Annotated in this window: 27 protein-coding genes and 3 pseudogenes; 21 read left to right on the top strand and 9 right to left on the bottom strand. The window is 66.4% G+C overall.

Translation table 11 applies throughout. The annotated features are described in order from the left end of the window. Positions 1–26: 26 nt before the first annotated feature. Both ACFIMZ_RS20300 and ACFIMZ_RS20295 read right to left on the bottom strand, forming a co-directional pair. Positions 27–644, bottom strand: a complete 618-nt coding sequence (locus ACFIMZ_RS20300) for a glutathione S-transferase family protein (RefSeq protein WP_431824130.1) — start codon at positions 642–644, stop codon at positions 27–29. A gap of 43 nt (positions 645–687) precedes the next feature. Continuing rightward, the gene (locus tag ACFIMZ_RS20295) at positions 688–1,053 is read right to left on the bottom strand and encodes a hypothetical protein (RefSeq protein WP_431824129.1); all 366 of its coding nucleotides are present in this window, start codon (positions 1,051–1,053) and stop codon (positions 688–690) included. Positions 1,054–1,135: 82 nt separating this feature from the next. Here ACFIMZ_RS20295 and ACFIMZ_RS20290 point away from each other — a divergent pair, with 82 nt between their 5' ends. Together ACFIMZ_RS20290 and ACFIMZ_RS20285 are read left to right on the top strand one after the other, a co-directional pair. After that, complete coding sequence (locus ACFIMZ_RS20290; protein ID WP_431824128.1) at positions 1,136–1,582, top strand: MarR family winged helix-turn-helix transcriptional regulator; 447 nt, start codon at positions 1,136–1,138, stop codon at positions 1,580–1,582. Positions 1,583–1,672: 90 nt separating this feature from the next. Further along, a complete protein-coding gene (locus tag ACFIMZ_RS20285; protein WP_431824127.1) occupies positions 1,673–2,266 on the top strand; it encodes a hypothetical protein in 594 nt (197 codons plus the stop codon). A gap of 23 nt (positions 2,267–2,289) precedes the next feature. Here the strand turns inward: ACFIMZ_RS20285 and ACFIMZ_RS20280 are convergent, their stop codons facing one another. Then, positions 2,290–2,691, bottom strand: a complete 402-nt coding sequence (locus tag ACFIMZ_RS20280) for a CopD family protein (RefSeq protein ID WP_431824126.1) — start codon at positions 2,689–2,691, stop codon at positions 2,290–2,292. Next, positions 2,688–2,996 (bottom strand): DUF3817 domain-containing protein, encoded by a 309-nt coding sequence (locus tag ACFIMZ_RS20275; protein WP_431824125.1) that lies wholly within the window; start codon positions 2,994–2,996, stop codon positions 2,688–2,690. Before ACFIMZ_RS20275 ends, ACFIMZ_RS20280 begins: the two co-directional genes overlap by 4 nt. Before the next feature lie 115 nt (positions 2,997–3,111). Here ACFIMZ_RS20275 and ACFIMZ_RS20270 point away from each other — a divergent pair, with 115 nt between their 5' ends. The 3 genes from ACFIMZ_RS20270 (at position 3,112) to ACFIMZ_RS20260 (ending at position 6,082) form a co-directional block, all read left to right on the top strand. Then, on the top strand, positions 3,112–4,059 hold the full coding sequence (locus ACFIMZ_RS20270; protein WP_431824124.1) for a GlxA family transcriptional regulator: 948 nt from the start codon (positions 3,112–3,114) through the stop codon (positions 4,057–4,059). Positions 4,060–4,154: 95 nt separating this feature from the next. Further along, positions 4,155–5,075, top strand: a complete 921-nt coding sequence (locus tag ACFIMZ_RS20265; RefSeq protein ID WP_431824123.1) for a LysR family transcriptional regulator — start codon at positions 4,155–4,157, stop codon at positions 5,073–5,075. A gap of 224 nt (positions 5,076–5,299) precedes the next feature. Beyond that, positions 5,300–6,082 carry an ABC transporter substrate-binding protein gene (locus ACFIMZ_RS20260; protein ID WP_431824122.1) on the top strand — a complete coding sequence of 261 codons (783 nt, stop codon included), beginning with the start codon at positions 5,300–5,302 and terminating at the stop codon, positions 6,080–6,082. A gap of 370 nt (positions 6,083–6,452) precedes the next feature. On the opposite strand, the gene ACFIMZ_RS20255 is transcribed toward ACFIMZ_RS20260, so the two are convergent. Next, positions 6,453–7,331 (bottom strand): LysR family transcriptional regulator, encoded by an 879-nt coding sequence (locus tag ACFIMZ_RS20255; RefSeq protein WP_431824121.1) that lies wholly within the window; start codon positions 7,329–7,331, stop codon positions 6,453–6,455. A 136-nt stretch (positions 7,332–7,467) separates the two neighbouring features. Between ACFIMZ_RS20255 and ACFIMZ_RS20250 the strand changes: the two genes are divergently transcribed. The 3 genes and pseudogenes from ACFIMZ_RS20250 (at position 7,468) to ACFIMZ_RS20240 (ending at position 10,125) form a co-directional block, all read left to right on the top strand. Then, on the top strand, positions 7,468–8,682 hold the full coding sequence (locus ACFIMZ_RS20250; RefSeq protein WP_431824120.1) for an MFS transporter: 1,215 nt from the start codon (positions 7,468–7,470) through the stop codon (positions 8,680–8,682). Next, positions 8,652–8,849: pseudogene (locus tag ACFIMZ_RS20245) on the top strand (transposase); the annotation flags it as partial. The gene ACFIMZ_RS20250 and the pseudogene ACFIMZ_RS20245, both read left to right, overlap by 31 nt. 160 nt (positions 8,850–9,009) lie before the next feature. Continuing rightward, positions 9,010–10,125, top strand: coding sequence for a succinylglutamate desuccinylase/aspartoacylase family protein (locus ACFIMZ_RS20240; RefSeq protein ID WP_431824119.1), 1,116 nt, complete (start codon positions 9,010–9,012; stop codon positions 10,123–10,125). A 91-nt stretch (positions 10,126–10,216) separates the two neighbouring features. Here ACFIMZ_RS20240 and ACFIMZ_RS20235 read toward each other — a convergent pair whose 3' ends face one another. Then, positions 10,217–11,026, bottom strand: coding sequence for a MetQ/NlpA family ABC transporter substrate-binding protein (locus ACFIMZ_RS20235; RefSeq protein ID WP_431824118.1), 810 nt, complete (start codon positions 11,024–11,026; stop codon positions 10,217–10,219). A gap of 316 nt (positions 11,027–11,342) precedes the next feature. Here ACFIMZ_RS20235 and ACFIMZ_RS20230 point away from each other — a divergent pair, with 316 nt between their 5' ends. From ACFIMZ_RS20230 to ACFIMZ_RS20215, 4 genes and pseudogenes are all read left to right on the top strand, one after another. After that, positions 11,343–12,500: a porin gene (locus ACFIMZ_RS20230; RefSeq protein ID WP_431824117.1), complete on the top strand. Its 1,158-nt coding sequence runs from the start codon at positions 11,343–11,345 to the stop codon at positions 12,498–12,500. A 205-nt stretch (positions 12,501–12,705) separates the two neighbouring features. Then, a complete protein-coding gene (locus tag ACFIMZ_RS20225; RefSeq protein ID WP_042584885.1) occupies positions 12,706–12,966 on the top strand; it encodes a DUF2866 domain-containing protein in 261 nt (86 codons plus the stop codon). Positions 12,967–13,055: 89 nt separating this feature from the next. Then, complete coding sequence (locus ACFIMZ_RS20220; protein WP_431824116.1) at positions 13,056–13,439, top strand: DUF6232 family protein; 384 nt, start codon at positions 13,056–13,058, stop codon at positions 13,437–13,439. 37 nt (positions 13,440–13,476) lie between these two features. Next, a pseudogene (locus ACFIMZ_RS20215) lies at positions 13,477–13,704 on the top strand (IS3 family transposase); the annotation flags it as partial. A 95-nt stretch (positions 13,705–13,799) separates the two neighbouring features. Here the strand turns inward: ACFIMZ_RS20215 and ACFIMZ_RS20210 are convergent. After that, positions 13,800–15,059, bottom strand: coding sequence for a type II toxin-antitoxin system HipA family toxin (locus tag ACFIMZ_RS20210; RefSeq protein ID WP_431824115.1), 1,260 nt, complete (start codon positions 15,057–15,059; stop codon positions 13,800–13,802). After that, entirely contained in the window at positions 15,052–15,369 is a 318-nt protein-coding gene (locus ACFIMZ_RS20205) for a helix-turn-helix domain-containing protein (protein ID WP_431825453.1), read from the bottom strand. The genes ACFIMZ_RS20210 and ACFIMZ_RS20205 overlap by 8 nt, the downstream gene beginning before the upstream one ends. A gap of 497 nt (positions 15,370–15,866) precedes the next feature. Here ACFIMZ_RS20205 and ACFIMZ_RS20200 point away from each other — a divergent pair. The 9 genes and pseudogenes from ACFIMZ_RS20200 to ACFIMZ_RS20160 form a co-directional block, all read left to right on the top strand. Then, positions 15,867–16,085, top strand: a pseudogene (locus ACFIMZ_RS20200) (IS3 family transposase); the annotation flags it as partial. Between the two features lie 137 nt (positions 16,086–16,222). Further along, a complete protein-coding gene (locus ACFIMZ_RS20195; protein WP_431824114.1) occupies positions 16,223–16,450 on the top strand; it encodes a hypothetical protein in 228 nt (75 codons plus the stop codon). Between the two features lie 236 nt (positions 16,451–16,686). After that, positions 16,687–18,963, top strand: a complete 2,277-nt coding sequence (locus ACFIMZ_RS20190) for a TonB-dependent hemoglobin/transferrin/lactoferrin family receptor (protein ID WP_431824113.1) — start codon at positions 16,687–16,689, stop codon at positions 18,961–18,963. 49 nt (positions 18,964–19,012) lie between these two features. Continuing rightward, complete coding sequence (locus ACFIMZ_RS20185; protein WP_431824112.1) at positions 19,013–20,101, top strand: hemin-degrading factor; 1,089 nt, start codon at positions 19,013–19,015, stop codon at positions 20,099–20,101. Continuing rightward, complete coding sequence (locus tag ACFIMZ_RS20180) at positions 20,098–21,006, top strand: heme/hemin ABC transporter substrate-binding protein (protein ID WP_431824111.1); 909 nt, start codon at positions 20,098–20,100, stop codon at positions 21,004–21,006. The genes ACFIMZ_RS20185 and ACFIMZ_RS20180 overlap by 4 nt, the downstream gene beginning before the upstream one ends. Before the next feature lie 15 nt (positions 21,007–21,021). Further along, positions 21,022–22,122 carry a FecCD family ABC transporter permease gene (locus ACFIMZ_RS20175; protein ID WP_431824110.1) on the top strand — a complete coding sequence of 367 codons (1,101 nt, stop codon included), beginning with the start codon at positions 21,022–21,024 and terminating at the stop codon, positions 22,120–22,122. A gap of 59 nt (positions 22,123–22,181) precedes the next feature. Continuing rightward, the gene (locus ACFIMZ_RS20170; RefSeq protein ID WP_431824109.1) at positions 22,182–22,568 is read left to right on the top strand and encodes a VOC family protein; all 387 of its coding nucleotides are present in this window, start codon (positions 22,182–22,184) and stop codon (positions 22,566–22,568) included. A 43-nt stretch (positions 22,569–22,611) separates the two neighbouring features. Next, complete coding sequence (locus ACFIMZ_RS20165; RefSeq protein WP_431824108.1) at positions 22,612–23,436, top strand: heme ABC transporter ATP-binding protein; 825 nt, start codon at positions 22,612–22,614, stop codon at positions 23,434–23,436. Positions 23,437–23,505: 69 nt separating this feature from the next. Further along, positions 23,506–23,883, top strand: a complete 378-nt coding sequence (locus ACFIMZ_RS20160; protein WP_431824107.1) for a VOC family protein — start codon at positions 23,506–23,508, stop codon at positions 23,881–23,883. A gap of 37 nt (positions 23,884–23,920) precedes the next feature. Here the strand turns inward: ACFIMZ_RS20160 and ACFIMZ_RS20155 are convergent, their stop codons facing one another. Then, a complete protein-coding gene (locus ACFIMZ_RS20155; RefSeq protein ID WP_431824106.1) occupies positions 23,921–24,532 on the bottom strand; it encodes a trimeric intracellular cation channel family protein in 612 nt (203 codons plus the stop codon). Between the last annotated feature and the right edge of the window lie 10 nt (positions 24,533–24,542).

The following is a 24,542-nucleotide window of genomic DNA, read 5'->3' as shown; positions in this document are numbered from 1 at the left end:
CCCTCCCCGGCGGCCAGCCCGCTTCGTCACGCCGCCCTGCGCGCGTCGGCAATACGCTGCGGCGCGTTGGGCCGCGCATACAGGCGTTCGAGATACGCCTGCAATTGCGGAAATGCGTCGATCAACTTGAATTCATTGGCCCAGTCGATCAGATAGGCCGTCACGCAATCGGCAACCGTCAGCGTGTCGCCGACGATGAACGCACGCCCGTCGAGATGCCTGTCGAGGATCGCCGCCATGTTCTGGAAATCCTCCCGCGCCAGCGCGATATCGGCCGGCAGGCGCTTGTCCGGCGGATAGAGCATCGTGTGCCGGGTGATTCTCCACAGCGGCTGTTCGAGCTCGGTGACCGCGAACATGACCCAGCGGTACGCCTGCGCCCGCGCGGCGAGATTGACCGGCAGCAACGCCTTCTGCGGGTACTTGTCCGCGAGATACAGCACGATTGCCGCCGATTCGGGAATCACGAGGTCGCCGTCCACCAGCACGGGGACCTTGCCCGCGGGATTGAGGCGAAGGAATTCGGGCCGCTTGTGCTCGCCCTCGAGCAGGTTGACCGAGATGAATTCGAAATCCGCATCGAGTTCCTTGAGCCCCCATAGCGCGCGCTGCGAACGGGTTCCGGCGAATCCGTAGAGTTTCATGGCGTATCTCCAAAGTGTCGGGGAAATCTCCTGCCGGCGACGTTCACGCAGCGGGAATCGGCAGGACCGGCATCACGTCGATCGTCTCGCCCGGGAAGATCGTGAAATGCGGATGGCTTTCGAACATCCTGGCCGCGTCTTCGTGCGAAGCGGCGCGCACGACCGTAAAGGCCGTCAGCGCGTTGGCCGTATCGGCGATGCCGCTTTCGCCGATCGTCTTGGTCTTGCCGAGCGGCCCGCCGAGCTCGACGATCGACGGCTGGTGCCTTTCGACCCACGCCTTCCAGGCCGCGATGCCTTCCCGCTCCCTGGCATGCCGCTCCTGTTCCGTCATCGACTGCCACGCCTTCATGCGCGGGCTGTCCTTGCCGGCGAGGAAAACCGCGAGAAACAACTGTTGATCGCTCATGACGCCTCCGTCCGATGAAGGGAGCAACGGGATGTCGCTCCCCGCCCTTGACACAATAGGTTGATATCAACACAATTGCAACATGTCCCGCTCAGCCAAGCTCCCCTTCGAAACGACGCTGATGGTGCGCGACTGCTGCCTGTGCCTGCACATGCAGCGGGCGGCCCGAAACCTCGCGCGCATCTTCGACGACGCGCTGCGTCCGCTCGATCTCACGAACGGGCAGTTTTCGCTGCTGATGTCGCTCAATCGCCCTCATCCGCCCGCGATGAAGGATGTGGCGTCGCTGCTGGCGATGGATCGCACCACGCTGACGGCCGCGCTCAAGCCGCTCGAGCGCCGCGACCTCGTCGCCATCGTGGCGGACCCCGACGACAAGCGCAGCCGCCTGCTCAGCCTGACGCCGGCCGGCCATCGCCTGCTGGCCAGGGCGTTTCCCGTGTGGCAACGGACGCACGCCGAAATCGAGAAGCCGTTTTCCCCGGACGAGGTGGATCGGCTGCGCGACCAGTTGCGCGCGCTCTCGTAACGCTTCGCCGTCGGGTTCATTCCGCGGCAACGCAAAAATCCGCATCCCGGATGCCGATGCTACGATCGGGCTTTACGCCACGGAGCCGCGATGAGCGCGCTGGGGATCGTTTCCGAATCGGCGAGCCGGACATCCGAGCGCCGGCCGCAGTTCATTCCGTCGTTCGGTTTCCATGAAGTCCATCAATCGCGGCCGATCGACGCGGACCCGCGCCGCATCATCGACGCCGTCGCGTCGCTGGACATGCGCGCCGACCCGATCGTCGACGCGCTGCTGACCGTGCGCGAATTCCCGTCGACCGTCCTCGGCGCGTTGCGCAACGAATCGGCGCGCCACGCACGCGCCCGTTTCGGCTTCGACACGTTCACGCCGCTGCAGCGCGACGATCGCTCGCTGACGCTCGGCCTCGTCGGGCGGTTCTGGCGCCCGGAACTCGACGTGCGGACCATCGACAGCGCCGACAGCTTCATGCGCCACGCCGACCCGCGCGATGCGAAGCTCGTGCTGCGTTTCCAGGTGGTCGAGTGCGGTCACGGCGCGCACGCGTTGCGCACCGAAACCTTCGTGCATTGCCCCACGACGCGCACGAAGCTCCTGTTCACGCCTTACTGGCTGGCGATCCGGCTGGCGAGCGGCTGGATCCGCCGCCGCGCGCTGGCGGCCGTCGAAACGGCGCTCGCGTAGCGTCGCGGGAGCGGCCGCGCGCGTCAGAACGGCTTGATCACGACCAGCCCGACGACGATTCCCGTCGCGACGACGACGGCGCCGCCAGCCTGCCCGAGCCACTGCACCGGCGCGACGACAAGATCGTCGCGCTCCATCCGCCGCAGCGTGCCGGCCAGGATGCCGTGCAAGGCCGACAGCGCGGCGACGACAACGAGCTTCGCCGACAGCCACGCATCGCCGAACCAGTGACCGCTCAACGCGCTCGCGATTCCGGTGATCCACGCAATCGCGAGCGCCGGCGCCGTCACCATGCGATCCCAGCGCCGCACCGCGCGATGCACGGCCAGATTGGCGATGCGAACGCCGACGGACAGCATCAGCAGCCCGCCGACGAACGTGACGTTGGCCAGAACGTGAACGGCCTTGAGCAACAGGTGGGTCATTGCGAAGCCCTCCTGCGCGCGATCCATCCGGCGCTCGCCAGCCCCGCGAACGGCACGACGGCCGACAGCACGAGCCGCGCGACCTCGCCTTTGCTCCACAGCCCGCTCGACGCGGTGCCGACGACCGCCCACACATACATCGCGAAAGCGATGCCGTGAATCGGCCCCATGATCGACACCGCGACGGGATAGCCAGCCAGATGCTTGAGCGGCACGGCAATGCAAACCAGCGCGACAAGCGTGGCCGCTTCCAGCAACGACAGGTATTGCAGGTTCCGCAACGCGTTGCGGTCGTCTTGTTTCATGTGCTGGCCTCCTGGTGGATTCGACGCGATTGTCGCGTGTGGAGCGCGCGCGATCCATTGGCTAAAATGACATCTTTCAACGGATTCTGGCCACGCCTCTTCTAATCTCATCGTCATGCACACCATCGCCGTTCTCGCGCTGCCCGACGTCGTCCCGTTCGATCTGGGCGTTGCGTGTGATACGTTCGCACGCGTGCGTTTGCCCAACGTCGAAGACGCCTATCGCGTGCGCGTCTGCAGCGAGCATCCGCGCGTCGCGGGCGACCTGTTCGAACTGCGGCCCGCGTTTCGTCTCGACGGGCTTGCCGATGCCGATACGATCGTCGTCCCCGGCACGTCCGTGCCGCTCGCGCCCACCTCGCGCCGCGTGATCACGGCGTTGCGCGCGGCGGCCGCACGCGGCTGCCGGATCGCGTCGATCTGCAGCGGCGCGTTCGTGCTGGCGGAAGCGGGGCTGCTCGACGGCTTGCGCGCGACGACGCACTGGCTGGCGGCCGGCGAACTCGCGCGCCACTATCCGCGCGTGACGGTCGACCCGAACGTGCTGTTCGTCGACAACGGGCAGGTGCTGACGTCGGCCGGCGCGGCGGCGGGCCTCGATCTCTGCCTGCACATGATCCAGGCCGACTACGGCGCCGCGGTCGCCGTCGACGCCGCACGCCGCGCGGTGGCGCCGCGCGTCCGGGAAGGCGGGCAGGCGCAGTTCATCGCCCCGGAATGGCCGGCCGGCGCCGACGGGCTGCAAGACCTGATGGACTGGCTGCAGGCGAACCTGCGCAAGCCGTTCACGCTCGACGCGATGGCCCGCAAGGCGTCGATGAGCGTGCGCACGCTGACGCGGCGCTTTCAGGAGCAGACGGGCACGTCGCCGCGGCAATGGCTGCAGACCGCGCGCGTCAGGCATGCGCAGCAGCTGCTGGAGGTCACGGAACTGTCGATCGAGCATGTCGCGACGGAGGCCGGGTTCGGTTCGGTCACCGCGTTTCGCGAACGGTTCGCCCGCATCGTCGGCACGTCACCGCAGCGGTATCGCCAGGCGTTTCGGGCCCGGTCGGGCGCGTAGCGCATCATGGCCACTCGACGTCCGCGCGCGCCCGGCAGGAAAGACATCCCGCCCGCCGTCGCACGCGGGCGCGCCCGCATCTCAGGATCCAACCCATGTCCCGCATCCGCAGCCCCCTGAACATCGCGCAGCTCCAGGCCTTCGTCTGCGCCGCGCACCACCGCAGCCTGCGCGCCGCCGCGCGCGAGCTCGGCGTCACGCAGCCCGCGATCACGCACACGATCCGCGAGCTGGAAACGGCGCTGAACGCGGAACTGCTGGTCCGCACCGTGCGCGGCGTCGAGCTGACCGCGTGCGGCCATGCGCTGCTGCCGCGCGCCGAGCAGTTGCTCGGCGACATGCGCCGCACCGTCGAGGCGGTCGAGCAGGTGAAAGGGGAAATGTCGGGACGCGTCGCGGTCGGCACGATGCCGTCGATCGCGCTGACCGCGCTGCCGCACGCAGTCACGGCGTTCCGTCGCGCGATGCCGCGCGTGAACCTGCATCTCGAGGAAGTGACGGTGCCGGAAGCGCTCGCGCAGCTGCGCAACGGCACGCTCGACATCGCAGCGATGCATCATGTCCCCGCGCTGGACCGCGAATTCACGCAATCGCCGCTGTTCTCGACCGAGTTCGTCGTCGCGATGCGCGAAGGCCATCCGCTCGCCGGCGCGCGCCGGCTCGCCGACCTGGTCGACGCGGAATGGATCGTCACGGTCGGCCCCGACGAGTTCCCGCACAGCGTGATGATCGCGATGTTCGGCGCGCACGGCCTGCCGCCGCCGCAGCGCCTGCTGCACTCGCCGATGTCGTTCGCGGTGACGCTCGGGCTCGTCGCGCGCTCGGACGTGATCGGCTGCTTCACGCGCCCGCTCGCGGCGATGGTCGCGCCGCTCGGCATCCGCACGGCCGAGCTCGAGGAACGCCTGCCGCGCTTCGACCTGTCGATCATCGCGCGGCGCGACCTGCTGCCGACGCCGGCCGTCACCCAGTTCGTCACGTGCCTGCAGCGCGCCGTCAACGAAACGCTGGGCTGAATCGTTCCTCTCTCCGAGACGGTCGCGCAGGCCCGTCATCAGCGCAAACAGCCCCTAAGGGCATGTCCTAGGCGCCCCGCCGGTATTTTGTCTTGATAATCTCCGCACGTCGTGCGCCCTTATCAGGCGCGCGAAACGGACAGTCCGACGCGAAGCCGCGCCGGGCCGAAGGCTTACGGCGCGGCACAACCGCGCACCCATCGAACAAAACGAGGAGTCACCGAGTGAAAAAAATTCTTGCGGCTGTGACGGTTGCCCTGCTCGCCGTATCGGCCGGCAGCGCGTACGCGAAGGACTGGTCGACCGTCCGTTTCGGCGTCGACGCAAGCTACCCGCCTTTCGAATCGAAAGGCCCGGACGGCAAGGTGGTCGGCTTCGACGTCGACCTGGGCAACGAAATCTGCCGCCGCCTGAGCGCGAAGTGCGTGTGGATCGAGAATGATTTCGACGGCATGATCCCGGCGCTGAAGGCGCGCAAGTTCGACGGCGTGCTGTCGTCGATGTCGATGACGCCGGCGCGTCAGGAGCAGATCGCGTTCTCGGCGAAGCTGTTCAACACGCCGACGCGCCTCGTCGCGAAGAAGGGCGCCACGCTGATGCCCGACGTGAAGTCGGTGAAGGGCCATCGCATCGGCGTCGAGCAGGGCACGATCCAGGAAACCTACGCGAAGACCTACTGGGCGCCGGCCGGCGCGACGGTCGTTCCGTATCAGAACCAGGACCAGGTCTATGCCGACCTGATCGCCGGCCGCCTCGACGGCGCGCTGCAGGACGCGGTGCAGGCCGACATCGGCTTCCTGAAGACCCCGCGCGGCAAGGACTTCCAGTTCATGGGCGCGGACCTCGACGATCCGAAGACGCTCGGCGAAGGCGCGGGCATCGGCCTGCGCAAGGAAGACGGCGACCTGAAGGCGAAGATCGACAAGGCGATCGGCGACATGCGCAAGGACGGCACGTACGACAAGATCGCGAAGAAGTACTTCGACTTCGACGTCTACGGCAAGTAAGCAGCGCGCGGTTTGCGCGCACGCAGACGGGCTCCGCGAGGAGCCCGTTTTTTTATTTCACGATGACTTCGTCACTGAAATCCGCTGGGCTATGGATGGCGGAGGGCAAGATAAAAGGTCGCGGCACCACGGTGCGCAGAAATCCACGCTGCACGTGGGGGAGCGCGCCACGCGCCAGGAGCGAGGCCGTGCCGCGGCGATGCCTTCATCAAGAAGGTGCCGTGCCAGACCACCAAGGCCGGCGCGAAGGAGGGAAAGACGGCGGCAAAAGCCGGCCGGCAGCCCGGCTGGGTGCGAGCATGTCCCGGTGCGTTCCGCGGATCAAGGGTGGAACCGCACTCGCCCGCGGTCCGGCGACTTGATCCCATGGTTACGGCAGCAGAGGGATACGCGTAGAACCGGTAGTCAACATGCGCTCCAAAAGCTCGACCTCCAGATCCGGCCTGTCTGCGTGCTTTGTAATGAGGTAGGTTGGCACCTCCTTGAGATTGGCAAATTTGTGCGCAATCAACTCATTTCGCACCATATGTTCCGCAGCGACATTCCGGGGAACGACCGCCACCCCCATATTCACCACTACGGAATTAATGATGGCGGAATAGCTGTCCAGAGCGACCGTCATGTAATCCCTAATGCCTTGTTCTCGCAGCCATGCTTGCGCGGCTACACGATAGGGACACCCCTCCTTGAATGCGAAAAGCGTGGTGGTTCCGCTGGTGAATAACTGGTTGCGCCCAATGCCAGGCGCGCTTATTACGACTACCTCTTCGTTGAAGGCAGGGTGATATCGGAATCCCTCTCGCGGCTTTGTGCGTGCAGTCAAGGCAGCATCCAACTGCCCACTTTCAATCCGATCCAACAGCACGAGCTCCGATCCTATCTCAACAGATATCGTGAGTTCGGGCTGCTCACGCTTTAGCATTGCCAGAATGTGTGGCAGCCGTGTGGCCGCGGTACTTTCCATCGCCCCCAACCTTAGTGTTTGGGTCAAGGGTTTCTCCAGAACAGCTCGCTCAGCCTCCTGGATGAGTCGCAAAATCCGATCGCCGTAGGGTATGAGCCGACGGCCTGCATCGTTCAGCACAAGACGCTTGCCCTGTCGTTCGAACAGCGGCGTTCCCAGCGACTCTTCCAGTTGCCTGATTCGAGAGGTGATGTTTGGTTGTGAACAACCCAATTTCTCAGCTGCCCGCAAGGTGCTGCCTTCTCGAACAACCGCGCAAAAAATTTCCAAAAGCGCAACGTTCATATAATCATTTCTTATACATAAAATTAACTACATATAACAAACATTCACTACAATGCGAACACCCGATACCACTCCTGCACCCTCAGGGCCGTAGGACGACGATCTCGGCAAGGGTTGAATAGCAGGAGACTGATGAATGCGTCACAACTACCGGTGGTGGATACTGGGCGTATCCACCCTGACACAGCTAGTCGCAGGGCTCGCGAGCCAAGGCATCGGCGCTTGGGGCCTCTACGCTCAAGATAGCTTGCACCTTTCCGCCCAGCAGATCGGAGGCCTTGCAACACTCTCAAGTATCGTACCGATTTTCGGTTTGGCATTGGTCGGACGAGCACTTGATCGGCATGGCGAGCGATTGCCGGTTTTCCTCGGAATGCTGGTGCTTGGCTTCGCGATGCTGCTGCTGGCCGTGTCTACTGGATACGGAACACTTGCTGCTGCGATGCTGATGATGGGCATTGGGTATAGCCCAATCCAACCCGGCGGAAGCAAGGCGATTTACCACTGGTTCCCCACGCATGAGCGAGGGATGGCGATGGGCGTACGGCAAGCAGCATTGCCCCTGGGCGGAGCATGCGCAGCCGTCTTTTTCCCGGGACTGATCTTGCGCGCCGGGTGGGCCTCCACCATGACCGTGGCGGCGGTTGTAATCGCCGTTACGGCAGGGATCTATCTTGCGGTATTCCGCAATGCCTCCAGGCCTGACACGGGATCGTCATCGGCCATATCAATGTGGCAGCACCTGTTGGGGAATTTCTCAGAAGCCGCATTCCGGCGGATTGCATTGATTGGTGCGATGCTTGTCGCCTTGCAAACGGCCGTGGCCGTTTTTTGGATCATGTTCGTCCAACGCCGCTTTGATCTCGTGCCATCGGTTGCGGCATGGTCGCTTTTCGTTGTGCAAATGAGCGGTTCCCTTGGCCGTATCATGCTTTCTGCCTTGAGCGATCATATTCGAGGCGGGCGACGACGCGTCGTCATTATCTGCTTGGTGCTGGCACCCGTGGCACTGCTGGCCACGGCGCTGTTGCCCAGTTCTTGCCGCGGATTACCCATTCTGGCGTGTGCCGCTTTTACGGGATTTTTTTGCTTTGGCTGGTACGGACCTTGGGTTGTGTGGCTATCGGAATCAACAGATCACAAAAAGGTGGGTGAGGTCATTGGTGCCGCCATGGCGGTCAATCAGGTGGCGATAGCGGCAGTACCGTTGATTTTCGGCATGGTTGCTGACATGACCGGGACGCCAACGGTGCCGTTGGTATGCCTGTCGGCAGGACTTTTCGCTGTGTTCGTTTGGGATCGCATATGTCCGACAGGCCAATCCAGACTCGCTCCCTCCACATCAAATTGACAGGATATGCGGGGCCTCCGCCGGGCATGCCGATGGCGGATCATGTGCGGCAGTCGGGGATTTCCGAGCAGACGTATTACCGCTGGAAGTAGCAGTACGCGGGCCTGGCATCGAACCAGGTCCGAATTTTCATGCGCACGCGCAACGAATCGCGCGAAACACGCAGGCGCCGACGCCGGAATGCACGTTTTTTTCCACCTTAAACGAATGATTCGCAACGGAAAAACCGGCGCGGCGGAAGCGGTTTGATGGGTTCGCGAAAGGCAACGTACAATCGATCTTCCCCGCACACCGGATCATTCGCGGCTGCGCCGCACTCTTCTCATCATGCAAACGCAGACCCATCCGCTGATTTCCCCCGCCGTCGGCACCGAGCGCCAGATCACGAGCTTTCACTACGGCCCGCGCGGCGGCACGAAGATCTACATCCAGTCGTCGCTGCACGCCGACGAGTTGCCCGGCATGCTGGTCGCCGCGCTGCTGCGCCGCAAGATCGCCGCGCTCGAGACGGCCGGCAAGCTGCGCGGCGAAATCGTCATCGTGCCGGTGCCGAACCCGATCGGCCTCGCGCAGCATGTGTTCGGCGATCACCTCGGCCGCTTCGAGCTCGGCTCGATGCAGAACTTCAACCGCAATTTCTACGACCTCGCGGCGCTCGTGCTGCCGCGCGTCGAAGCACGCCTGACGAAGGACGGGGCGCGCAACGTCGCGGCCGTGCGCGCGGCGATGCGCGAAGCGCTCGACGAGCAGGCGCCGCGCACCGAGCTCGAATCGCAGCGCCTCGCGCTGCAGAAGCTGTCGTACGACGCCGACATCGTGCTCGACCTGCATTGCGACAACGACGCGGTGATGCACCTGTATACGAACCCCGACCTGTGGGAAGACGTCGAGCCGCTCGCGCGCTACCTCGACGCGCAGGCGTCGCTGCTCGCGCTGAACTCGGTCGGCAATCCGTTCGACGAGATCCACAGCTTCTGCTGGTCGGACCTGCGCGAGCGCTTCGGCGACCGCTTCCCGATCCCGAACGGCGCGATCTCGGTCACCGTCGAGCTGCGCAGCGAGCGCGACGTGTCGTACGAATTCGCGGAAAAGGATGCGCAGGCGATCGTCGAATACCTGACCGCGCGCGGCGTGATCGAAGGCACGCCCGCACCGCTGCCGCCGCTCGCGTATCCGGCGACGCCGCTCGCGGGCACCGACCCGCTCGTCGCGCCGGTGTCGGGCGTGATCGTGTTCCGCACGCCGGTCGGCGCGTGGATCGAGGTGGGGCAGGAAGTGGCCGACATCGTCGATCCGCTGACCGATCGCGTCGTCACGCTGAAAAGCAGCGTGTCGGGCGTGCTGTACGCGCGCCAGGTGGTGCGCTTCGCGACGGCCGGCATGGAAGTCGCGCGCATCGCCGGCGCGACGCCGATCCGCACGGGCTCGCTGCTGTCGGCCTGAGCCCCCGGACGGTCTTCAAACGACATCGCCCGCTTGCGCGGGCGATGTCGTTTTCACAGGGCGGCCACGTTACATGTGCCGGCCCGTTGCGTCAGAACGCCGGCACGATCGCGCCGCCGAACTTCGTCTCGATGAACTGGCGCACGTCGTTCGACTCGTAGGCGGCGACGAGCTTCTTCACCCACGGCTTGTCCCGGTCCTGCGCGCGCACCGCGATCAGGTTTGCGTACGGGCCTTTCAGGTCCTCGATCGCGATCGCGTCCTTCACCGGCGTGAGCCCGGCCTTCACCGCGTAATCGGTGTTGATCGACGCGGCGTCGAGGTCGGGCAGCGCGCGCGGCAACTGCGCGGCGTCGAGCTCGACGAGCTTGATCTTCTTCGGGTTCTCGGCGACGTCGAGCGGCGTCGCGTTCACGCCGTTCGTGCCGGCGCCCGGCTTCAGCTTGATCACGCCGTACTTCTGCAGCAGCAGCAGCGCGCGGTTGCCGTTCGACGGGTCGTTCTGGATGCCGACCTTCGCGCCCACCGGCAAATCCTTGAGCGACTTGATCTTTTTCGAATAGAAGGCCATCGGCATCGTGTAGGTCAAGCCGACGCTGACGATCTTGTAGCCGCGCTGCTTGATCTGGCTGTCGAGAAACGGCTGGTGCTGGAAGCCGTTCGCTTCGAGATCGCCGGCGTCGAGCGCGGCGTTCGGCTGCACGTAGTCGTTGAATTCGATGACCTTGATCGCGAGGCCGTCGCGCGCGGCCACTTTCGTCACCACGGCCCAGATGTCCGCGTCGGGGCCGCTCATCGTGCCGATCTTCAGCGCCTGGGGGTCGGCATGCGCGCCGGGCGCCGCGAACATCAGGGCCGCGCCGAGCGCGGCAAGGCCGGTCAACCAGTTCGAGCGTCGCATGTTGGTGTCCTCTGTCGCGTGTCGTTGTAAGAATGCGCATCGTCGCACGGGGTCAGACCGGCACCAACCAAGCTTATTTCATGTGCATATTCCCGATCCGCGTCGAACGTCAGCCGAAATCGGCATAACTGCTGCGATCGCAACCGGGCATGATTGGGTGTCGTATCGGCACCACATATTCTTCATATGACAGAAACTGTCACATTCATTACGTTGCCTGCCGGTAAAGTTGCGACCGGTCCGTGAAAGCGCCTGAAGAGCGCCGGAACCGCAACTGGACAAGCAAATTACTCGCTTTACTCGCTCGGAGATTCCTTTGAACAAGAAACTGTTGACCGCCGCCGTCCTGGCAGCCACGGCCAGCGCGGCCCATGCACAAAGCAGCGTCACGCTGTACGGCCTGATCGACGCTGGTATCAGCTATGTGAACCACAGCAGCCCCAAGACCACGGGCGTCGGCAGCAAGCTGTTCAAGTTTGACGACGGCGTTGCGCAAGGCAGCCGCTGGGGCCTGCGCGGCACGGAAGATCTGGGCGGCGGCCTGAAGGCGATCTTCGTGCTCGAAAACGGCTTCAACGTCGGCACCGGCGTTGCGGGCCAAGGCCAGGCGATGTTCGGCCGTCAGGCGTACGTCGGCCTGAGCCAGACCCAGTACGGCACGCTGACGTTCGGTCGCCAGTACTCGTTCTCGACCGACGTCCTCGGCGCGAACTACTCGACCGGCGGCAACACGGTCGCAGGCAACTACGCTTACCACGCGAACGACGTCGACCAGCTCACGTCGAGCCGCATCAACAACGCAGTGAAGTTCCAGAGCGCGAACTACTCCGGCTTCACGTTCGGCGCGATGTACGGCTTCTCGAATTCGACCGACTTCGCAGGCGCAGCGGGCTCGGGCGCCTCGAACTCGGGCGGTTCGTCGCGTGCATACAGCTTCGGCCTGAACTACGCGAACGGCCCGTTCGCACTCGGCGCCGCGTACACGGACATCCGCTACCCGAGCCAGTCGACGCCGGCGATCTCGTCGTCGTTCGCGAACGTCGCCACGGGCAACGTCCGCGACCTGCGCACCTACGGTGTCGGCGGCCGCTACATCTGGGGCCCGGCAACGGCATGGGCGCTCTGGACGCGCACGCAGTTCTCCACGGTCTCCGGTTCGGGCGGCACGTTCTACAACGCGTACGAAGCCGGCCTCAAGTACGCGCTCACGCCGGCCCTGTCGGCCGCTGCGGGCTACACGTACACGAACGCGACGCAAAACGGCGGTTCGGCCCACTGGAACCAGGGCAACCTCGCGCTCGACTACGCGCTCAGCAAGCGTACCGACGTGTACGGCCTCGTGATCTACCAGAAGGCATCGGGCGACAACGTCCAGGCGCAGATCGGTTCGAGCGCGTCGAGCTTCTTCGGCACGTCGGGCACCGGTTCGTCGAACCAGGTCGCCGCTCGCGTCGGTATCCGTCATAAGTTCTAAAGCGTTCGCTTAACACGCGGATCACGACGGCAAAAGCGCCCCGCCCCCAAGGCGGGGCGCTTTTTTATGGGCTTTTAAGTTTCGCTTAATTCTGGGCTGCGACGATGCACTCACCCCCCCTGTTGGCCGCCTGAGCATCGGCGGCTTTTTTTTTGATTCCGGCGGCGCGGCTGCCGGCCACCACGAGACAGGATCGGAGGCCACGATGATCGAAGATACCGTTTTCAGCCATCTGCATGCGATTCTGACGCGCGAGCACTCGCTGCCCGTCCAGAGTTGCCGCGTGTCGGTCGAGATGCAGCGCCCGTGGGGGCGCCCGTACCGGCTCGTCGAATGGACGATGCATCTCGACGCGCCTGCGCGGCGCCAGGTCGTGCCGGCCGAATCGACCGACGCGGAGATCGCCGAAGCGGTCGCGTCGCACGTGCCGGGCCGGCTCTACGGCGACGGCCGCCTGCAGTTCTGACGTCCTGCCGCCCCGCGTGCGGCAGTCGGTCCCGTTTGACGCGGCATTGAAGTCTGTTACGCTGCGCGTTTTCGTCCACGCCACACACGATGGAAAACGCTTTCAACGAACGGGGCGTGACGGTCACGCGCAACGGCCTGTCGGCCGCCGGGCAAGTCTTTCCCTTGCGTGACATTCGTCGCGTCGATGTCGTCAAGATTCCGAAAAACAAACTCGTGCCGTCGCTCATCTCGCTGATCGGCGCTGTGTCGGCTGTCGCGGGCGGCCTTTACGGGTCGAACGCCGCGCTCGTCGTCGGCGTGATGCTGACCGTCGTCGGCTACCTTGCGTGGACGACGCAGGACGTCACGTACCGGCTCATCGTCGAGATGCCCGACGGCAAGCGCGAGGCGCTGTCGAGCGTCGACGCCGGGTTCGTCGAGCAGGTCGCGCAGGTCGTGCGCGACGCGCAGGCGGCGGCCACTGCCGCCTGATCGCTTCAGGCTTTTTTCCTCTCTCCGACCCGTCCTGAAGCGGATCGAAAAGCTGAGCGTCAAGCGGGCCTGCCGCTATATGGGCATCGACCGGCAAGCGTACTACAAGCGTTGCCAGAGCGAGTGCCGCCGCAGTTCAGAAGCCGAGGTCGTGGCCGCCCTGGTCCGGGACGCACGGCTTCGCCAGCCGAGGCTTGGGCCCCGAATACCGCATCATCTGCCTGGGCCCGAACTCACCGGGCGCGGCATCAAGCTGGAATCGGATTGGACTCCACCAGGTCTCGCGCCAAGGCGAAGCGTACAACGACCTGAAACAAGCAATGCCGAAAGCCACTGCCCCTCAGGAGTGGCTGCGCGGCTTCAGCGAAGTAGCCCGATGTTGTCGTCGATTCGAGCTTGAATGGCGTGCAAGGTGTCTTGCGTCACTACCCCCGGGAACAGCTTTTCGGTCATGGCCGCAAACTGGCTGGCCACGTCGCAGAATCGGTCGATGATCCCGCTGGCAACGTCAGCCGAGACCTCCGCTTCATCAGCAAGACTCAGCATGGCCTGTCGATCGATCGCCAGAGCTTCGCCCATCACGTCCATCTGGTGGTACCCGCCGGGTCCCTCGCAGAACGTCACGTCGTAGGCCGGCGCCAATTTCCATTCACCGGATGGTGACATGATGTAGGCGAAATTCTTGGGATGGTCGTCTCGATTGTTGAACGTGACATTGAAGACTGCACGCTCGTATGCAAGCGCTTTCTCCCGCAAATCATTGGTACATATCTGGGTCGCGCGCAAGAAGTTGACGTAGTCCAGGGCCCCCGGTGTTTTGTAGTCGGCTCCGGTAAAGGCGGCCAGGCTTTGCATGGGCACGCGCAAACCGTTGTGTCGATCAAAGCGTTTGGTGGCAAAGGCCGCGAGACCGTTGGGCAAGCTGAAATGCAGAGTGTCCGGGGTCTGGATGCCGCACATACGCAAGCACTCGGCATAGACCATTTCGATAGCGCAGACTTCCGCATGTTCTTCTTTGGCCGGGAACTTGATCAACCAAGCCTCAAAACCTGGCATGGCGGCGGTAGTAAAGGCGCCGGTTCGAGGATCGCGATAAACCAAGCCCTTGGGCCTGGCGCCTTGCGGAGATCCCCCCACCAGCATCAATGTCTGCAGGAACTCCCCGCCTTCGCCCTGGAGCACCTCCTGCACCTCTGCCGCGAGCCGGTCAAGGGGGATGTCCGCTTCTGGCGCCTGCCCCTCTGGCGCCACGGGCTCGAACGACATGGCTCCCATGGCATTGTTGCCGATGTAGGCCAGCCTCTCCAGCGGGCCGATACGTGCAGCGTTGAGACCGCGGCGCTTGAACAAGCGGTCCATCAGCAGCATGCCCCAACCGTCGGGCAGCGAGTCATAGACGGGCCCGGGTAGTGCCAGCTGATGGGGCGGGAAGTTCCTGCGCAACTTGGGGCCATTCAGAGCTAGCGTATAGGACGACAGTTCCAGCCCTCTACCCCGCGCCTCGTCGCTGTACTCGAACACAATCAGTGGACGGCCCGTGATGGCCGTCGTCGAGACCAGCGTGCCCCAGCGCCAATGTTCACCCCAGCCGTTGTAGTAGACATCGACTTGCTCAAGCATAGTTGGACTTCCTCTTGGTACGTTGACGCTTGGCGCTGTCTTCGTAGCGGCGAACGTCTTCCAGACTGTCCAGCTTCGGCAAGAACAACCCTTCGAGTTCCTTGCTCCGCCCAAGCACCATGGCCACGCGGACCACGTTCTCGAAACCCACGTTACGTCCAGCCTCCAGGTTGGACACCGTATTGATTCCGATGCCGGCGCGTCCGGCCACGTCGGCTTGCGTCATCTGCAGGGCCAAGCGCTCGGTGCGCAGGCGTTCGCAGAGTCGCTTGACGAGCTCACTCGGCTTGCTCAGGCTTAAATCCAACATATAGCCCCTTATGTCGCTGTAGGTTCCATTAACACACAAAATTATAGAGTTATCCAAAACCTGGTCAAGAAACATAATTCCCTTATCCAGCGGCTTATCTGTATGTTGGATACATAGCACACAACTTGATGGATTTAGCGTACTGAGACGTGGACCGCAAGGCCTGGTCGACCATGCCCCGAAGCGGACGGCGCCTGCATCCTCAAAACCCTGCCCTCAATCCGGCTATCCGGAGCTCGGCAGAATCGGATTGTTGGTGGCACGCAGCAGGCGGCTCCCGTGACACTTTGCGATACCTTCTTTCACCGGTGTCTCCGTCGTGATTACTGGCCGTCCGTGTCCATGCCTGGGGGGGTGATCGGGCTGACCTCCATCGGAGGCAACCATGACGGAGTGGCTCGAGCGCTATATCGCACGGGAGGTCTACTACGTAATCCGGCAGCGCAATCGCCAGATCGGGCAGGTTCAAATTGCCCCTTGACGTTTAGAAGGGCGTCCGCGGAATCCCGTACTGCTCCACCTACTACCAGCACATCCATCGGCGCCACGACTTGCGCTGTTCGATGACGGACGGCCACGACTGCTGTCGGAACGCCCTGGCCGAACGGATCAGCGGCATCCTCAAGGGCGAACAGTCCATGCGCATCTACAACCACGAGCGACCGCACGCCGCTCTGAAATACAAAACGCCCGATGCGGTGCATCGGGCGCTCTAGCGGATGACTACTGTCAACCCATTCCGGGACTTGACACTCCCGCCTCTCTGCTTTCCCGCCGCACCGCGACGCTCGCACGCCGACCGCCTAGTATGGAAAGACCGGCGCCCGGCGCCGCATCGACCGAGGAGGTCGGCATGAACGCTCAATCGCTGTCCGGCATGCTCCGCGCGCAGGAATTGCTGCTCGTCTCGATGATCCGTGCGCTTCCCCCGGACGCCCGCCACGCGCTCGGCGAGATCTTCGCCGAGCAGATCGCGTTCGCGGAAGAGCACCACCTCGAGGGCCGCAGCGAGCGCGACACGCACGATGCGTTCATCGCCCATGCGCGCAATCTGCTGATTCGCCTCGAATCGCTGTCGTAACGCGGCATCCGCGCTGGCGGCGTCCGCGCTTGCGGCATCCGCGCGTCATTGCCGCCTCGCGGCTCCCGACGCACCTCCCCATCTTGAATTGATAATAATTCTCATTTACAATTCGGCACGTTTTACCCTTTTCCTTTCATCCAGCCGTTCGCCGCCTCGCGTGCGCGAACGGGCCAGCCAGGTGAACGCGTCACCCAGCCAGCCTTCGGGCTTGTTTCATCACTGGGAGACCACCTGTGCATTGCTACACGCTGGCGCGGCGGCCGATTTGCGCTGCGCTGCTCGGCGCGTTCGGCCTGTCCGTCGCTCCGGCTTTCGCCGATTCGCTGCCGCAAGGCGCCACTCCGCCGCCGCCCACCCGGCTCGCCGCGTCCACGCGCGGCGGTGCCGCGCTGCTCGACCCCGTCACCGTCACGGCCACCCGCACCGCGACGGCGGCGAGCCGCACGGCCGCGTCCGTGTCGGTGATCACCGACGAGGATCTCGAGGAACAGCAGGCCGCGAACATCAAGGACGCGCTGCGCTACGAGCCGGGCGTCACGGTGCGCCGCACCGCGTACCGGCCCGGCAGCGCCGCGCTCGGCGGCGGCCGCGACGGCGACTCGAGCATCAACATCCGCGGCCTCGAAGGCAATCGCGTGCTGCTGATGGAAGACGGCATCCGCCTGCCGAGCGCGTTCTCGTTCGGCCCGCTCGAAGCGGGCCGCGGCGACTACGCGGACCTCGACACGCTGAAGCGCATCGAGATCCTGCGCGGGCCGGCGTCGGCGCTGTACGGCAGCGACGGCCTCACCGGCGCGGTGAACTTCATCACGAAAGACCCGCAAGACCTGCTGTCGATCTACCGCAAGCCCTACTACTTCTCGTTCCGGCCGAGCTACGACTCGACCGACCGCAGCATCGGCGCGACGGTGTCGGCCGCGGCCGGCAACGATCGCGTGCAGGGGATGATCATCGCCGACGGCCGGCGCGGCCACGAGATCGACACGCGCGGCGGCAACAACACCGCGGGCACGCTGCGCACCACGTCGAATCCTCAGGACGTCTACTCGGAATCGCTGCTCGGCAAGCTGGTCCTGAAGCCGACCTCGCGCGACACGATCAAGCTCGCCGCGGAAACCGTGCAGCGGCGCATCAGCACGAACGTGCTGTCGGCGATCAATCCGCCGACGACGCTCGGCCTCACGACGAGCGACCGCCTCGAGCGCAACCGCTTCAGCATCGACTACGACTTCCACGACGCCGCCTTCCGCTGGTTCCAGAACGCGCATGCGCAGTTCTACTACCAGGAAGCGACGCAGGACCAGTTCGCATTCGAGACGCGCGGCGGCTCGCTGCGCTCCCGCTCGCGCGACAACCATTACGAGGAGCGCACGTTCGGCGGCTCGGCGTTCGCGGAAAGCGGCTTCTCGACCGGCCCGTTCGCGCACAAGCTGCTGTACGGCGTCGACGGCAGCCTGTCGCGCGTGAAGAACTACCGCGACGGCACGGTGCCGGGCGTCGGCGAGGCATTCCCGAACAAGGCGTTCCCGGACACCGACTACACGCTGCTCGGCGCGTTCGTGCAGGACCAGATCGGCTACGGACGGCTGCTCGTCACGCCGGGGCTGCGCTTCGACGCATACCGGCTGAGCCCGAGCGCGAACGATCCGCTGTTCACCGGCAAGGCCGTGTCGACGAGCGCGCGCGAACTGTCGCCGCGCGTCGCGGTGCTGTACGAGATCACGCCCGCGCTGATTCCGTACGTGCAGTACGCGCACGGGTTCCGCACGCCGACGCCGGACCAGGTCAACAGCAGCTTCTCGAATCCGGTGTTCGGCTATACGTCGATCGGCAACCCCGACCTGAAGCCGGAAACGAGCGACACGTTCGAGGCGGGCCTGCGCGGCAAGGCGGGCACCGGCTACGGCGTCGTGCGCTACAGCGCCGCCGCGTTCACGGGCCGCTATCGCAACTTCATCTCGCGCACCACGATCGCCGGCAGCGGCCGGCCGAAAGACCCGTTCGTGTTCCAGTACGTGAATTTCGCCGACGCCCGCATTCACGGCCTCGAAGGCCGCGCGGAATGGATCATGCCGAACGGCATCACGCTGAAGACCGCGCTGGCCTTCACGAAGGGCTCGACGCAGAACAACGGCGCGGCCAGCCAGCCGCTCGACTCGATCAACCCGTTCTCCGCGGTGTTCGGCGTGCGCTACGAGCCCGGCGAGCGCTGGTTCGTGCAGACCGACCTGCTGTTCCAGGCCGCGAAGCGCGACAAGGACATCCCGGCCGGCGCATGCTCGCAGGCCAACAAGCCGTGCTTCGCGCCGCCGTCGTCGTTCGTCGTCGACGTGCGTGGCGGCTACCGCTTCAACAAGCACGTGAGCGCGACGATCGGCATCCGCAACCTGTTCGATCGCAAGTACTGGAACTGGTCGGACGTGCGCGGCATCACGTCCGATTCGCAGGTGCTCGACGCGTACACCGCGCCCGGGCGTACCGTCGCCGTCAGCATGAAGGTGGATTTCTGATGCGTGCCGCCGGCGTTCCCTACCCACTCGTCACCCGAAGGAGTCCGACATGATGCAATCCGCCGTTCCCGGTCAACCGGCCCGCCAAGCGCGCACGGCCGCCGCGCTGCGCGACGCGTTCGTCAAGCTCAAGGCCGAGCGCCAGTTGCGCAACCGCGACGCCGCGCAGGCGCTCGGCGTCAGCGAAGGCGAGGCGCTCGCCGCGTTCGTCGGCGAGCACGTCGTGCGGCTCGACGCGCGCTTCCCGGCGATGTTCGAGGAATTGCCGCGGCTCGGCCGCGTGATGGCGCTCACGCGCAACGAGACCGCCGTCCACGAGAAGGACGGCGAATATGCGCAGATGAGCCACGACGGCCCGGTCGGCCTCGCGCTCGGCGACATCGACCTGCGCATCTTCTACCGTCACTGGGCGTCCGCGTTCGCGGTCAGCGACGCGACCGCGCACGGCACGCTGAAGAGCCTGCAGTTCTTCGACGCGCACGGCGGCGCGATCCACAAGGTCTATCTGCGCGCGCACAGCGATCACGCCGCGTACGACGCGTTCGTCGAGCGCTGGCGCGCGCCGTCGCAGGAACCGGGCCTCGCGGTCACGCCGGCCGCGCCGAAGGCGCCCGAGCGCGCGGACAGCGAGATCGACGTCGCCGGCTTCCGCGCGGCGTGGGACGCGATGACCGACACGCACCAGTTCTTCGGCATCACGCAGCGCTTCGGCGTGAGCCGCATGCAGGCGCTGCGGCTCGCCGATCCGCAGTACGCGTATCCGGTCGGCACGCGCGCGCTGCGTCACACGCTCGAACGCGCGGCCGGCAGCGGGCAGCCGATCATGGTGTTCGTCGGCAACGCGGGGATGATCCAGATCCATACCGGGCCCGTCGCGAACGTGCGCGACGTCGGCGCATGGATCAACGTGCTCGATCCCGGCTTCAACCTGCACGTGCGCGAGGACATGATCGCCGCCGCGTGGGTCGTGAAGAAGCCGACGAGCGACGGCATCGTCACGTCGCTCGAGCTGTTCGACCGGCAGGGCGAGCACGTCGCGCTGCTGTTCGGCGAGCGCAAGCCGGGCCGGCCGGAACGCGACGACTGGCGGGCGCTGGTCGCGGGCCTGCCGCCGGCGGAGCACGGAGACGCACGGTGAGCGGCGGACTGTTCAGCATCCGGCGCCGCGTGCTGCTCGCGAGCGCGGCGGCCGGCGCGCTCACGGGCGTGCTGCAAGGCCGGGCGGGCGCGCAGGCGCAAGCGAAGCGCGTCGTCGTGATCGGCGGCGCGCTCGCGGAAACGGCGTTCGCGCTCGGCGGCGCGGACGCGCGCGGCTATACCCTCGTCGGCGCCGACACGACCTGCACGTATCCCGACGCCGCGCGCCGCCTGCCGAAGGTCGGCTACCAGCGCGCGCTGTCGGCCGAGGGCCTGCTGTCGCTGCGGCCGGACCTCGTGCTCGCGTCGGCCGAGGCCGGGCCGCCGGCCGCGCTCGCGCAGGTGAAGGGCGCGGGCGTCGCGGTGACGACGTTCCGCGAAGGCCACGACGTCGATTCCGCCCGCGCGAAGATCACGGGCGTCGCGCAGGCGCTCGACGTGCGCGACGCGGGCGCGGCGCTGCTGCAGCGCTTCGACCGCGACTGGCAGGTCGCGCGCGCGACGGTCGCCGCGCAGCCGCCCGGCGGCGCGCAGGCGACGCGCGTGCTGTTCGTGCTCAACCACACCGGCAACCAGGCGCTCGCCGCGGGCCAGCGCACCGCCGCCGACGCGATGATCCGCTACGCGGGCGCGCGCAACGCGATGCAGGGCTTCGATCACTACAAGCCGCTGACGACCGAGGCGCTCGCCGCGGCCGCGCCCGACGTCGTGCTGATCTCCGACGAAGGGCTCGCCGCGGTCGGCGGCCGGGCGGCACTGCTGGCCGCGCCGGGCTTCGCCGCGACGCCGGCCGGCCGCGCGCGGCGCGTCGTGTCGCTCGACGCGCTGCTGCTGCTCGGCTTCGGCCCGCGCCTGCCGCTCGCCCTCACCACGCTGCACCGGCAACTGTCGGATGCGCTCGCCTGATTCCGGATCGTCCCGATGCCCGCTCATGCTTCACCCTTCACCGCGTCGCCGCACGCGGCCTCGTCCGGCGCCGCGCGCATCGGCGCATCGCGCCGGCTCGCGCCGTTCGCGCTGGCGGCCCTGGCCGTCCTGGTCGCCGCTGCCGCCGTCGCCGCGCTGTGCGTCGGCGCGTATCGCATCCCGCCCGCCGAGCTCTGGGCCGTGCTGACCGGCGACGCCGCCGCGCGACAGGCGCGCGCGGTCCTGCTCGACATCCGCGCGCCGCGCGTCGCGCTCGCGCTGCTGGTCGGCGGCGGGTTCGGCGCGGCGGGCGCCGCGATGCAGGCGCTGTTCCGCAATCCGCTCGCGGACCCGGGGCTCGTCGGCGTGTCGAGCGGCGCGGCGCTCGGCGCGACGACGACGATCGTGCTCGGTCCCGCGCTGTTCGCCGCATCGGCCGGCGCTGCCGTGCTGCCCGCCGTGCTCCCTGTTGCCGCGTTCGCGAGCGCGCTCGCGGTCGCGGCGCTCGTCTACCGGCTCGCCGCGTCGCGCGGCCGGCTCGCGCTGCCGCTGCTGCTGCTCGCCGGCATCGCGATCAATGCGCTCGCCGGCGCGGGGATCGGGCTGCTCACGTTCTCCGCCAACGACACGCAGCTGCGCACGCTGACATTCTGGAGCCTCGGCAGCCTCGGCGGCGCGCAATGGCCGGCGCTCGCGGCGGTCGCGCCGTGCGTCGCGATCGGCTGCGCGATGCTCGCGCGCGAGCGCGACGCGCTGAACGCGCTGCAGCTCGGCGAAACCGAGGCGCTGCATCTCGGCGTGCCGGTGCAGCGGCTCAAGCGGCGCGTGCTCGTCGCGGTCTCGCTCGCCGTCGGCGCGCTCGTATCGTGCTCCGGGATCATCGGCTTCATCGGGCTCGTCGCGCCGCATTGCATCCGCCTCGCGTGCGGCCCCGACCAGCGGATCGTGATGCCCGGCGCCGCGCTGCTCGGCGCGCTGCTGACGCTCGCCGCCGATCTTGCGGCACGCACCGTCGCCGCGCCGGCGGAAATTCCGCTCGGCGTGCTGACCGCGCTGCTCGGCGCGCCGTTCTTTCTCGCGCTGCTGTGGAAAAACCGCAGCGCGCTCGGCGGATGAGCCGGCCGGACGTTCAACGGCCGGCCGGATCGATCCGCCCCACCCCGCTGGAGATTGCCTTGTCATCACTCGCATCGACGATCAACGCATTGCGCCCGTTCGTGCCGTCCCGGGATTTCGACACGAGCAAGCGCTTCTATGTCGAACTCGGCTTCACGCTGACCTACGACGGCGACGCCATCGCCGAACTGCACTTCGGCCGGCACAGCATCCTGCTGCAGGATTTCTACGAGCCTGCCCACGCCAACAACAGCATGCTGCAGATGGTCGTGAGCGATCTCGACGCTTGGTGGCGGCACATCGATGCGCTCAGGCTGAGCGAGCGGTATGCCGTCAACGCGCCGATCGAGCCGAAGATGCAGCCGTGGGGGCGACGCGTCGCCTTTCTGTTCGATCCGGCCGGCGTGCTGTGGCACATCTCCGAGGCCGCGCCCGGCGCGGTTTGACGCCACGCCGCTTTCCACGCCAGCGAGCCCTTCCTTCACGACCATGCTGATCGCCCACCAACTCGAAGTCGCGCGCCGCCGCGCCGTCATCCTTCGCGACCTGTCGCTGTCGATCGAGCCCGGCTGCGTCACCGCGCTGCTCGGCCGCAACGGCGCGGGCAAGAGCACGCTGCTGAAGACCTTCGCCGGCGAGCTGAGCGGGCGCGGCGCGACAGCCGGCGCGCGCGTGTCCGGCGCCGTCACGCTGAACGGCGAAGCGCTCGCGCACATCGACGCGACCCGCCTCGCGCGCCTGCGCGCCGTGCTGCCGCAGGCGGCGCAGCCGGCGTTTCCGTTCAGCGTCGACGAGATCGTGCTGCTCGGCCGCTATCCGCACGCCCGCCGCGGCGGCGCGGCGTCGCGCCGGGATCGCGACATCGCGTGGCGCGCGCTCGAACGCGCGGGAGCCGACATGCTGGTCGGCCGCGACGTCACGACGCTGTCGGGCGGCGAACTCGCGCGCGTGCAGTTCGCGCGCGTGCTGGCGCAGCTATGGCCCGACGACGACGGCGACGATGCCGCGCAGCCCCGCTATCTGCTGCTCGACGAACCGACCGCCGCGCTCGATCTCGCGCACCAGCATCGGCTGCTCGAGACCGTGCGCGCGGTCGCGCGCGAATGGCGGCTCGGCGTGCTCGCGATCGTCCACGACCCGAACCTCGCCGCGCGCCACGCGGACCGCATCGCGATGCTCGCCGACGGCACGATCGTCGCGCACGGCGCGCCGCGCGACGTGATGACGCCCGCGCATATCGCGCGCTGCTACGGGTTTTCGGTGAGGATGGTCGAGACCGGCGACGGTGCGCCGCCGGTGATGGTGCCGGCTTAGCGCACATTCACGCCGATCCCCAGCGTGCGCTGGCCCGCATCTTCTTCACTCAGGAACAGGAGAACCCGCATGCCGCTTCCGATGACCCGCGTGCTGCTCTACGTACACGACGTCGCTGCACTCAAATCGTTTTACCTGCGCTGCTTCGACCTGCGCGTCGTCGAGGAAATCGACCGCGAATGGGTCGTGCTCGACGCGGGCAACGTCGAGCTGGCGCTGCATCTCGCCGGCCCGGCGTTTCGGCGCGCGGCGGCGCCCGCGCGCCCGGAGGCGACGCACGTCAAGCTCGTCTTCTCGATCGCATCGGGCATCGACGCGCATCGCGACCGGCTCGTCCGCGACGGCGTCGCGGTCCGGGAGCTCAAGCGCTACGACGGCTTCGCGTACCGGACGTATGACGGGCTCGATCCGGAGGGCAACGTGTTTCAGGTGATGCAGGCGGACTGAACGCCGGCCACCGGCGTCGCTCGGCGCTTCGCCTCCGTCAATGCTCGACGTCGGCCACGCCGAACGTCCGCATCTTCCAGCCCAGCCGCACCGCGAGCATCCGCATCGCGAAGCCGGCCACGAGCGCGACCACGGTCGCCACGCCGGCGTCGATGCCCAGGTACTGCAGCCCGACATAGAGCGCGCCCGTGCAGAACGCGACGCTCGCATACAGCTCCTCGCGCAGGATCAGCGGCATTTCGTTGCACAGCAGGTCGCGCAGCATCCCGCCGCACACGCCGGTGATCGCGCCGGCCAGCACGATGATGATCGGCGCGCTGCCGGTCTTTGCGCCGATGTCGCAGCCGATGATCGTGAACGCCGCGAGGCCGACCGCGTCGACCGTGACGAACAGCGTCTTCATCCGCGCGAGACGGCGCGCCGCCCACGACGCGAAGGTCGCCGCGGCCAGCGTGATGACGAGATACTCGGGATGCGCGATCCAGCCGAGCGGATAGTGGCCGAGCAGCACGTCGCGCACCGTGCCGCCGCCGAGCGCCGTCACCGCGCCGACGAGCGCGAGACCGAAGCGGTCCATCCCGCGCCGCATGCCCATCAGCGCCCCCGACATCGCTTCCGCGACGATCGCGATCAGATACAGCGTATGCATGTCGCGTCGC

The organism is Burkholderia sp. F1, assembly GCF_050813845.1.
Classification (GTDB): Bacteria; Pseudomonadota; Gammaproteobacteria; order Burkholderiales; family Burkholderiaceae; genus Burkholderia; species Burkholderia ubonensis.
Note: the sequence above shows the minus strand (reverse complement) of the source record. Positions and strands in the feature narration are given on the sequence as shown.

Coding starts and splice junctions, on each gene's coding strand:
- ACFIMZ_RS20235 (WP_431824118.1), bottom strand. CDS start 11,026: ATGCGACGCTCGAACTGGTTGACCGGCCTTGCCGCGCTCGGCGCGGCC.
- ACFIMZ_RS20295 (WP_431824129.1), bottom strand. CDS start 1,053: ATGAGCGATCAACAGTTGTTTCTCGCGGTTTTCCTCGCCGGCAAGGAC.
- ACFIMZ_RS20195 (WP_431824114.1), top strand. CDS start 16,223: ATGAACGCTCAATCGCTGTCCGGCATGCTCCGCGCGCAGGAATTGCTG.
- ACFIMZ_RS20225 (WP_042584885.1), top strand. CDS start 12,706: ATGATCGAAGATACCGTTTTCAGCCATCTGCATGCGATTCTGACGCGC.
- ACFIMZ_RS20285 (WP_431824127.1), top strand. CDS start 1,673: ATGAGCGCGCTGGGGATCGTTTCCGAATCGGCGAGCCGGACATCCGAG.
- ACFIMZ_RS20255 (WP_431824121.1), bottom strand. CDS start 7,331: ATGAACGTTGCGCTTTTGGAAATTTTTTGCGCGGTTGTTCGAGAAGGC.
- ACFIMZ_RS20220 (WP_431824116.1), top strand. CDS start 13,056: ATGGAAAACGCTTTCAACGAACGGGGCGTGACGGTCACGCGCAACGGC.
- ACFIMZ_RS20265 (WP_431824123.1), top strand. CDS start 4,155: ATGTCCCGCATCCGCAGCCCCCTGAACATCGCGCAGCTCCAGGCCTTC.
- ACFIMZ_RS20270 (WP_431824124.1), top strand. CDS start 3,112: ATGCACACCATCGCCGTTCTCGCGCTGCCCGACGTCGTCCCGTTCGAT.
- ACFIMZ_RS20290 (WP_431824128.1), top strand. CDS start 1,136: ATGTCCCGCTCAGCCAAGCTCCCCTTCGAAACGACGCTGATGGTGCGC.
- ACFIMZ_RS20275 (WP_431824125.1), bottom strand. CDS start 2,996: ATGAAACAAGACGACCGCAACGCGTTGCGGAACCTGCAATACCTGTCG.
- ACFIMZ_RS20280 (WP_431824126.1), bottom strand. CDS start 2,691: ATGACCCACCTGTTGCTCAAGGCCGTTCACGTTCTGGCCAACGTCACG.
- ACFIMZ_RS20175 (WP_431824110.1), top strand. CDS start 21,022: ATGCCCGCTCATGCTTCACCCTTCACCGCGTCGCCGCACGCGGCCTCG.
- ACFIMZ_RS20300 (WP_431824130.1), bottom strand. CDS start 644: ATGAAACTCTACGGATTCGCCGGAACCCGTTCGCAGCGCGCGCTATGG.
- ACFIMZ_RS20165 (WP_431824108.1), top strand. CDS start 22,612: ATGCTGATCGCCCACCAACTCGAAGTCGCGCGCCGCCGCGCCGTCATC.
- ACFIMZ_RS20155 (WP_431824106.1), bottom strand. CDS start 24,532: ATGCATACGCTGTATCTGATCGCGATCGTCGCGGAAGCGATGTCGGGG.
- ACFIMZ_RS20205 (WP_431825453.1), bottom strand. CDS start 15,369: ATGTTGGATTTAAGCCTGAGCAAGCCGAGTGAGCTCGTCAAGCGACTC.
- ACFIMZ_RS20185 (WP_431824112.1), top strand. CDS start 19,013: ATGATGCAATCCGCCGTTCCCGGTCAACCGGCCCGCCAAGCGCGCACG.
- ACFIMZ_RS20240 (WP_431824119.1), top strand. CDS start 9,010: ATGCAAACGCAGACCCATCCGCTGATTTCCCCCGCCGTCGGCACCGAG.
- ACFIMZ_RS20210 (WP_431824115.1), bottom strand. CDS start 15,059: ATGCTTGAGCAAGTCGATGTCTACTACAACGGCTGGGGTGAACATTGG.
- ACFIMZ_RS20250 (WP_431824120.1), top strand. CDS start 7,468: ATGCGTCACAACTACCGGTGGTGGATACTGGGCGTATCCACCCTGACA.
- ACFIMZ_RS20160 (WP_431824107.1), top strand. CDS start 23,506: ATGCCGCTTCCGATGACCCGCGTGCTGCTCTACGTACACGACGTCGCT.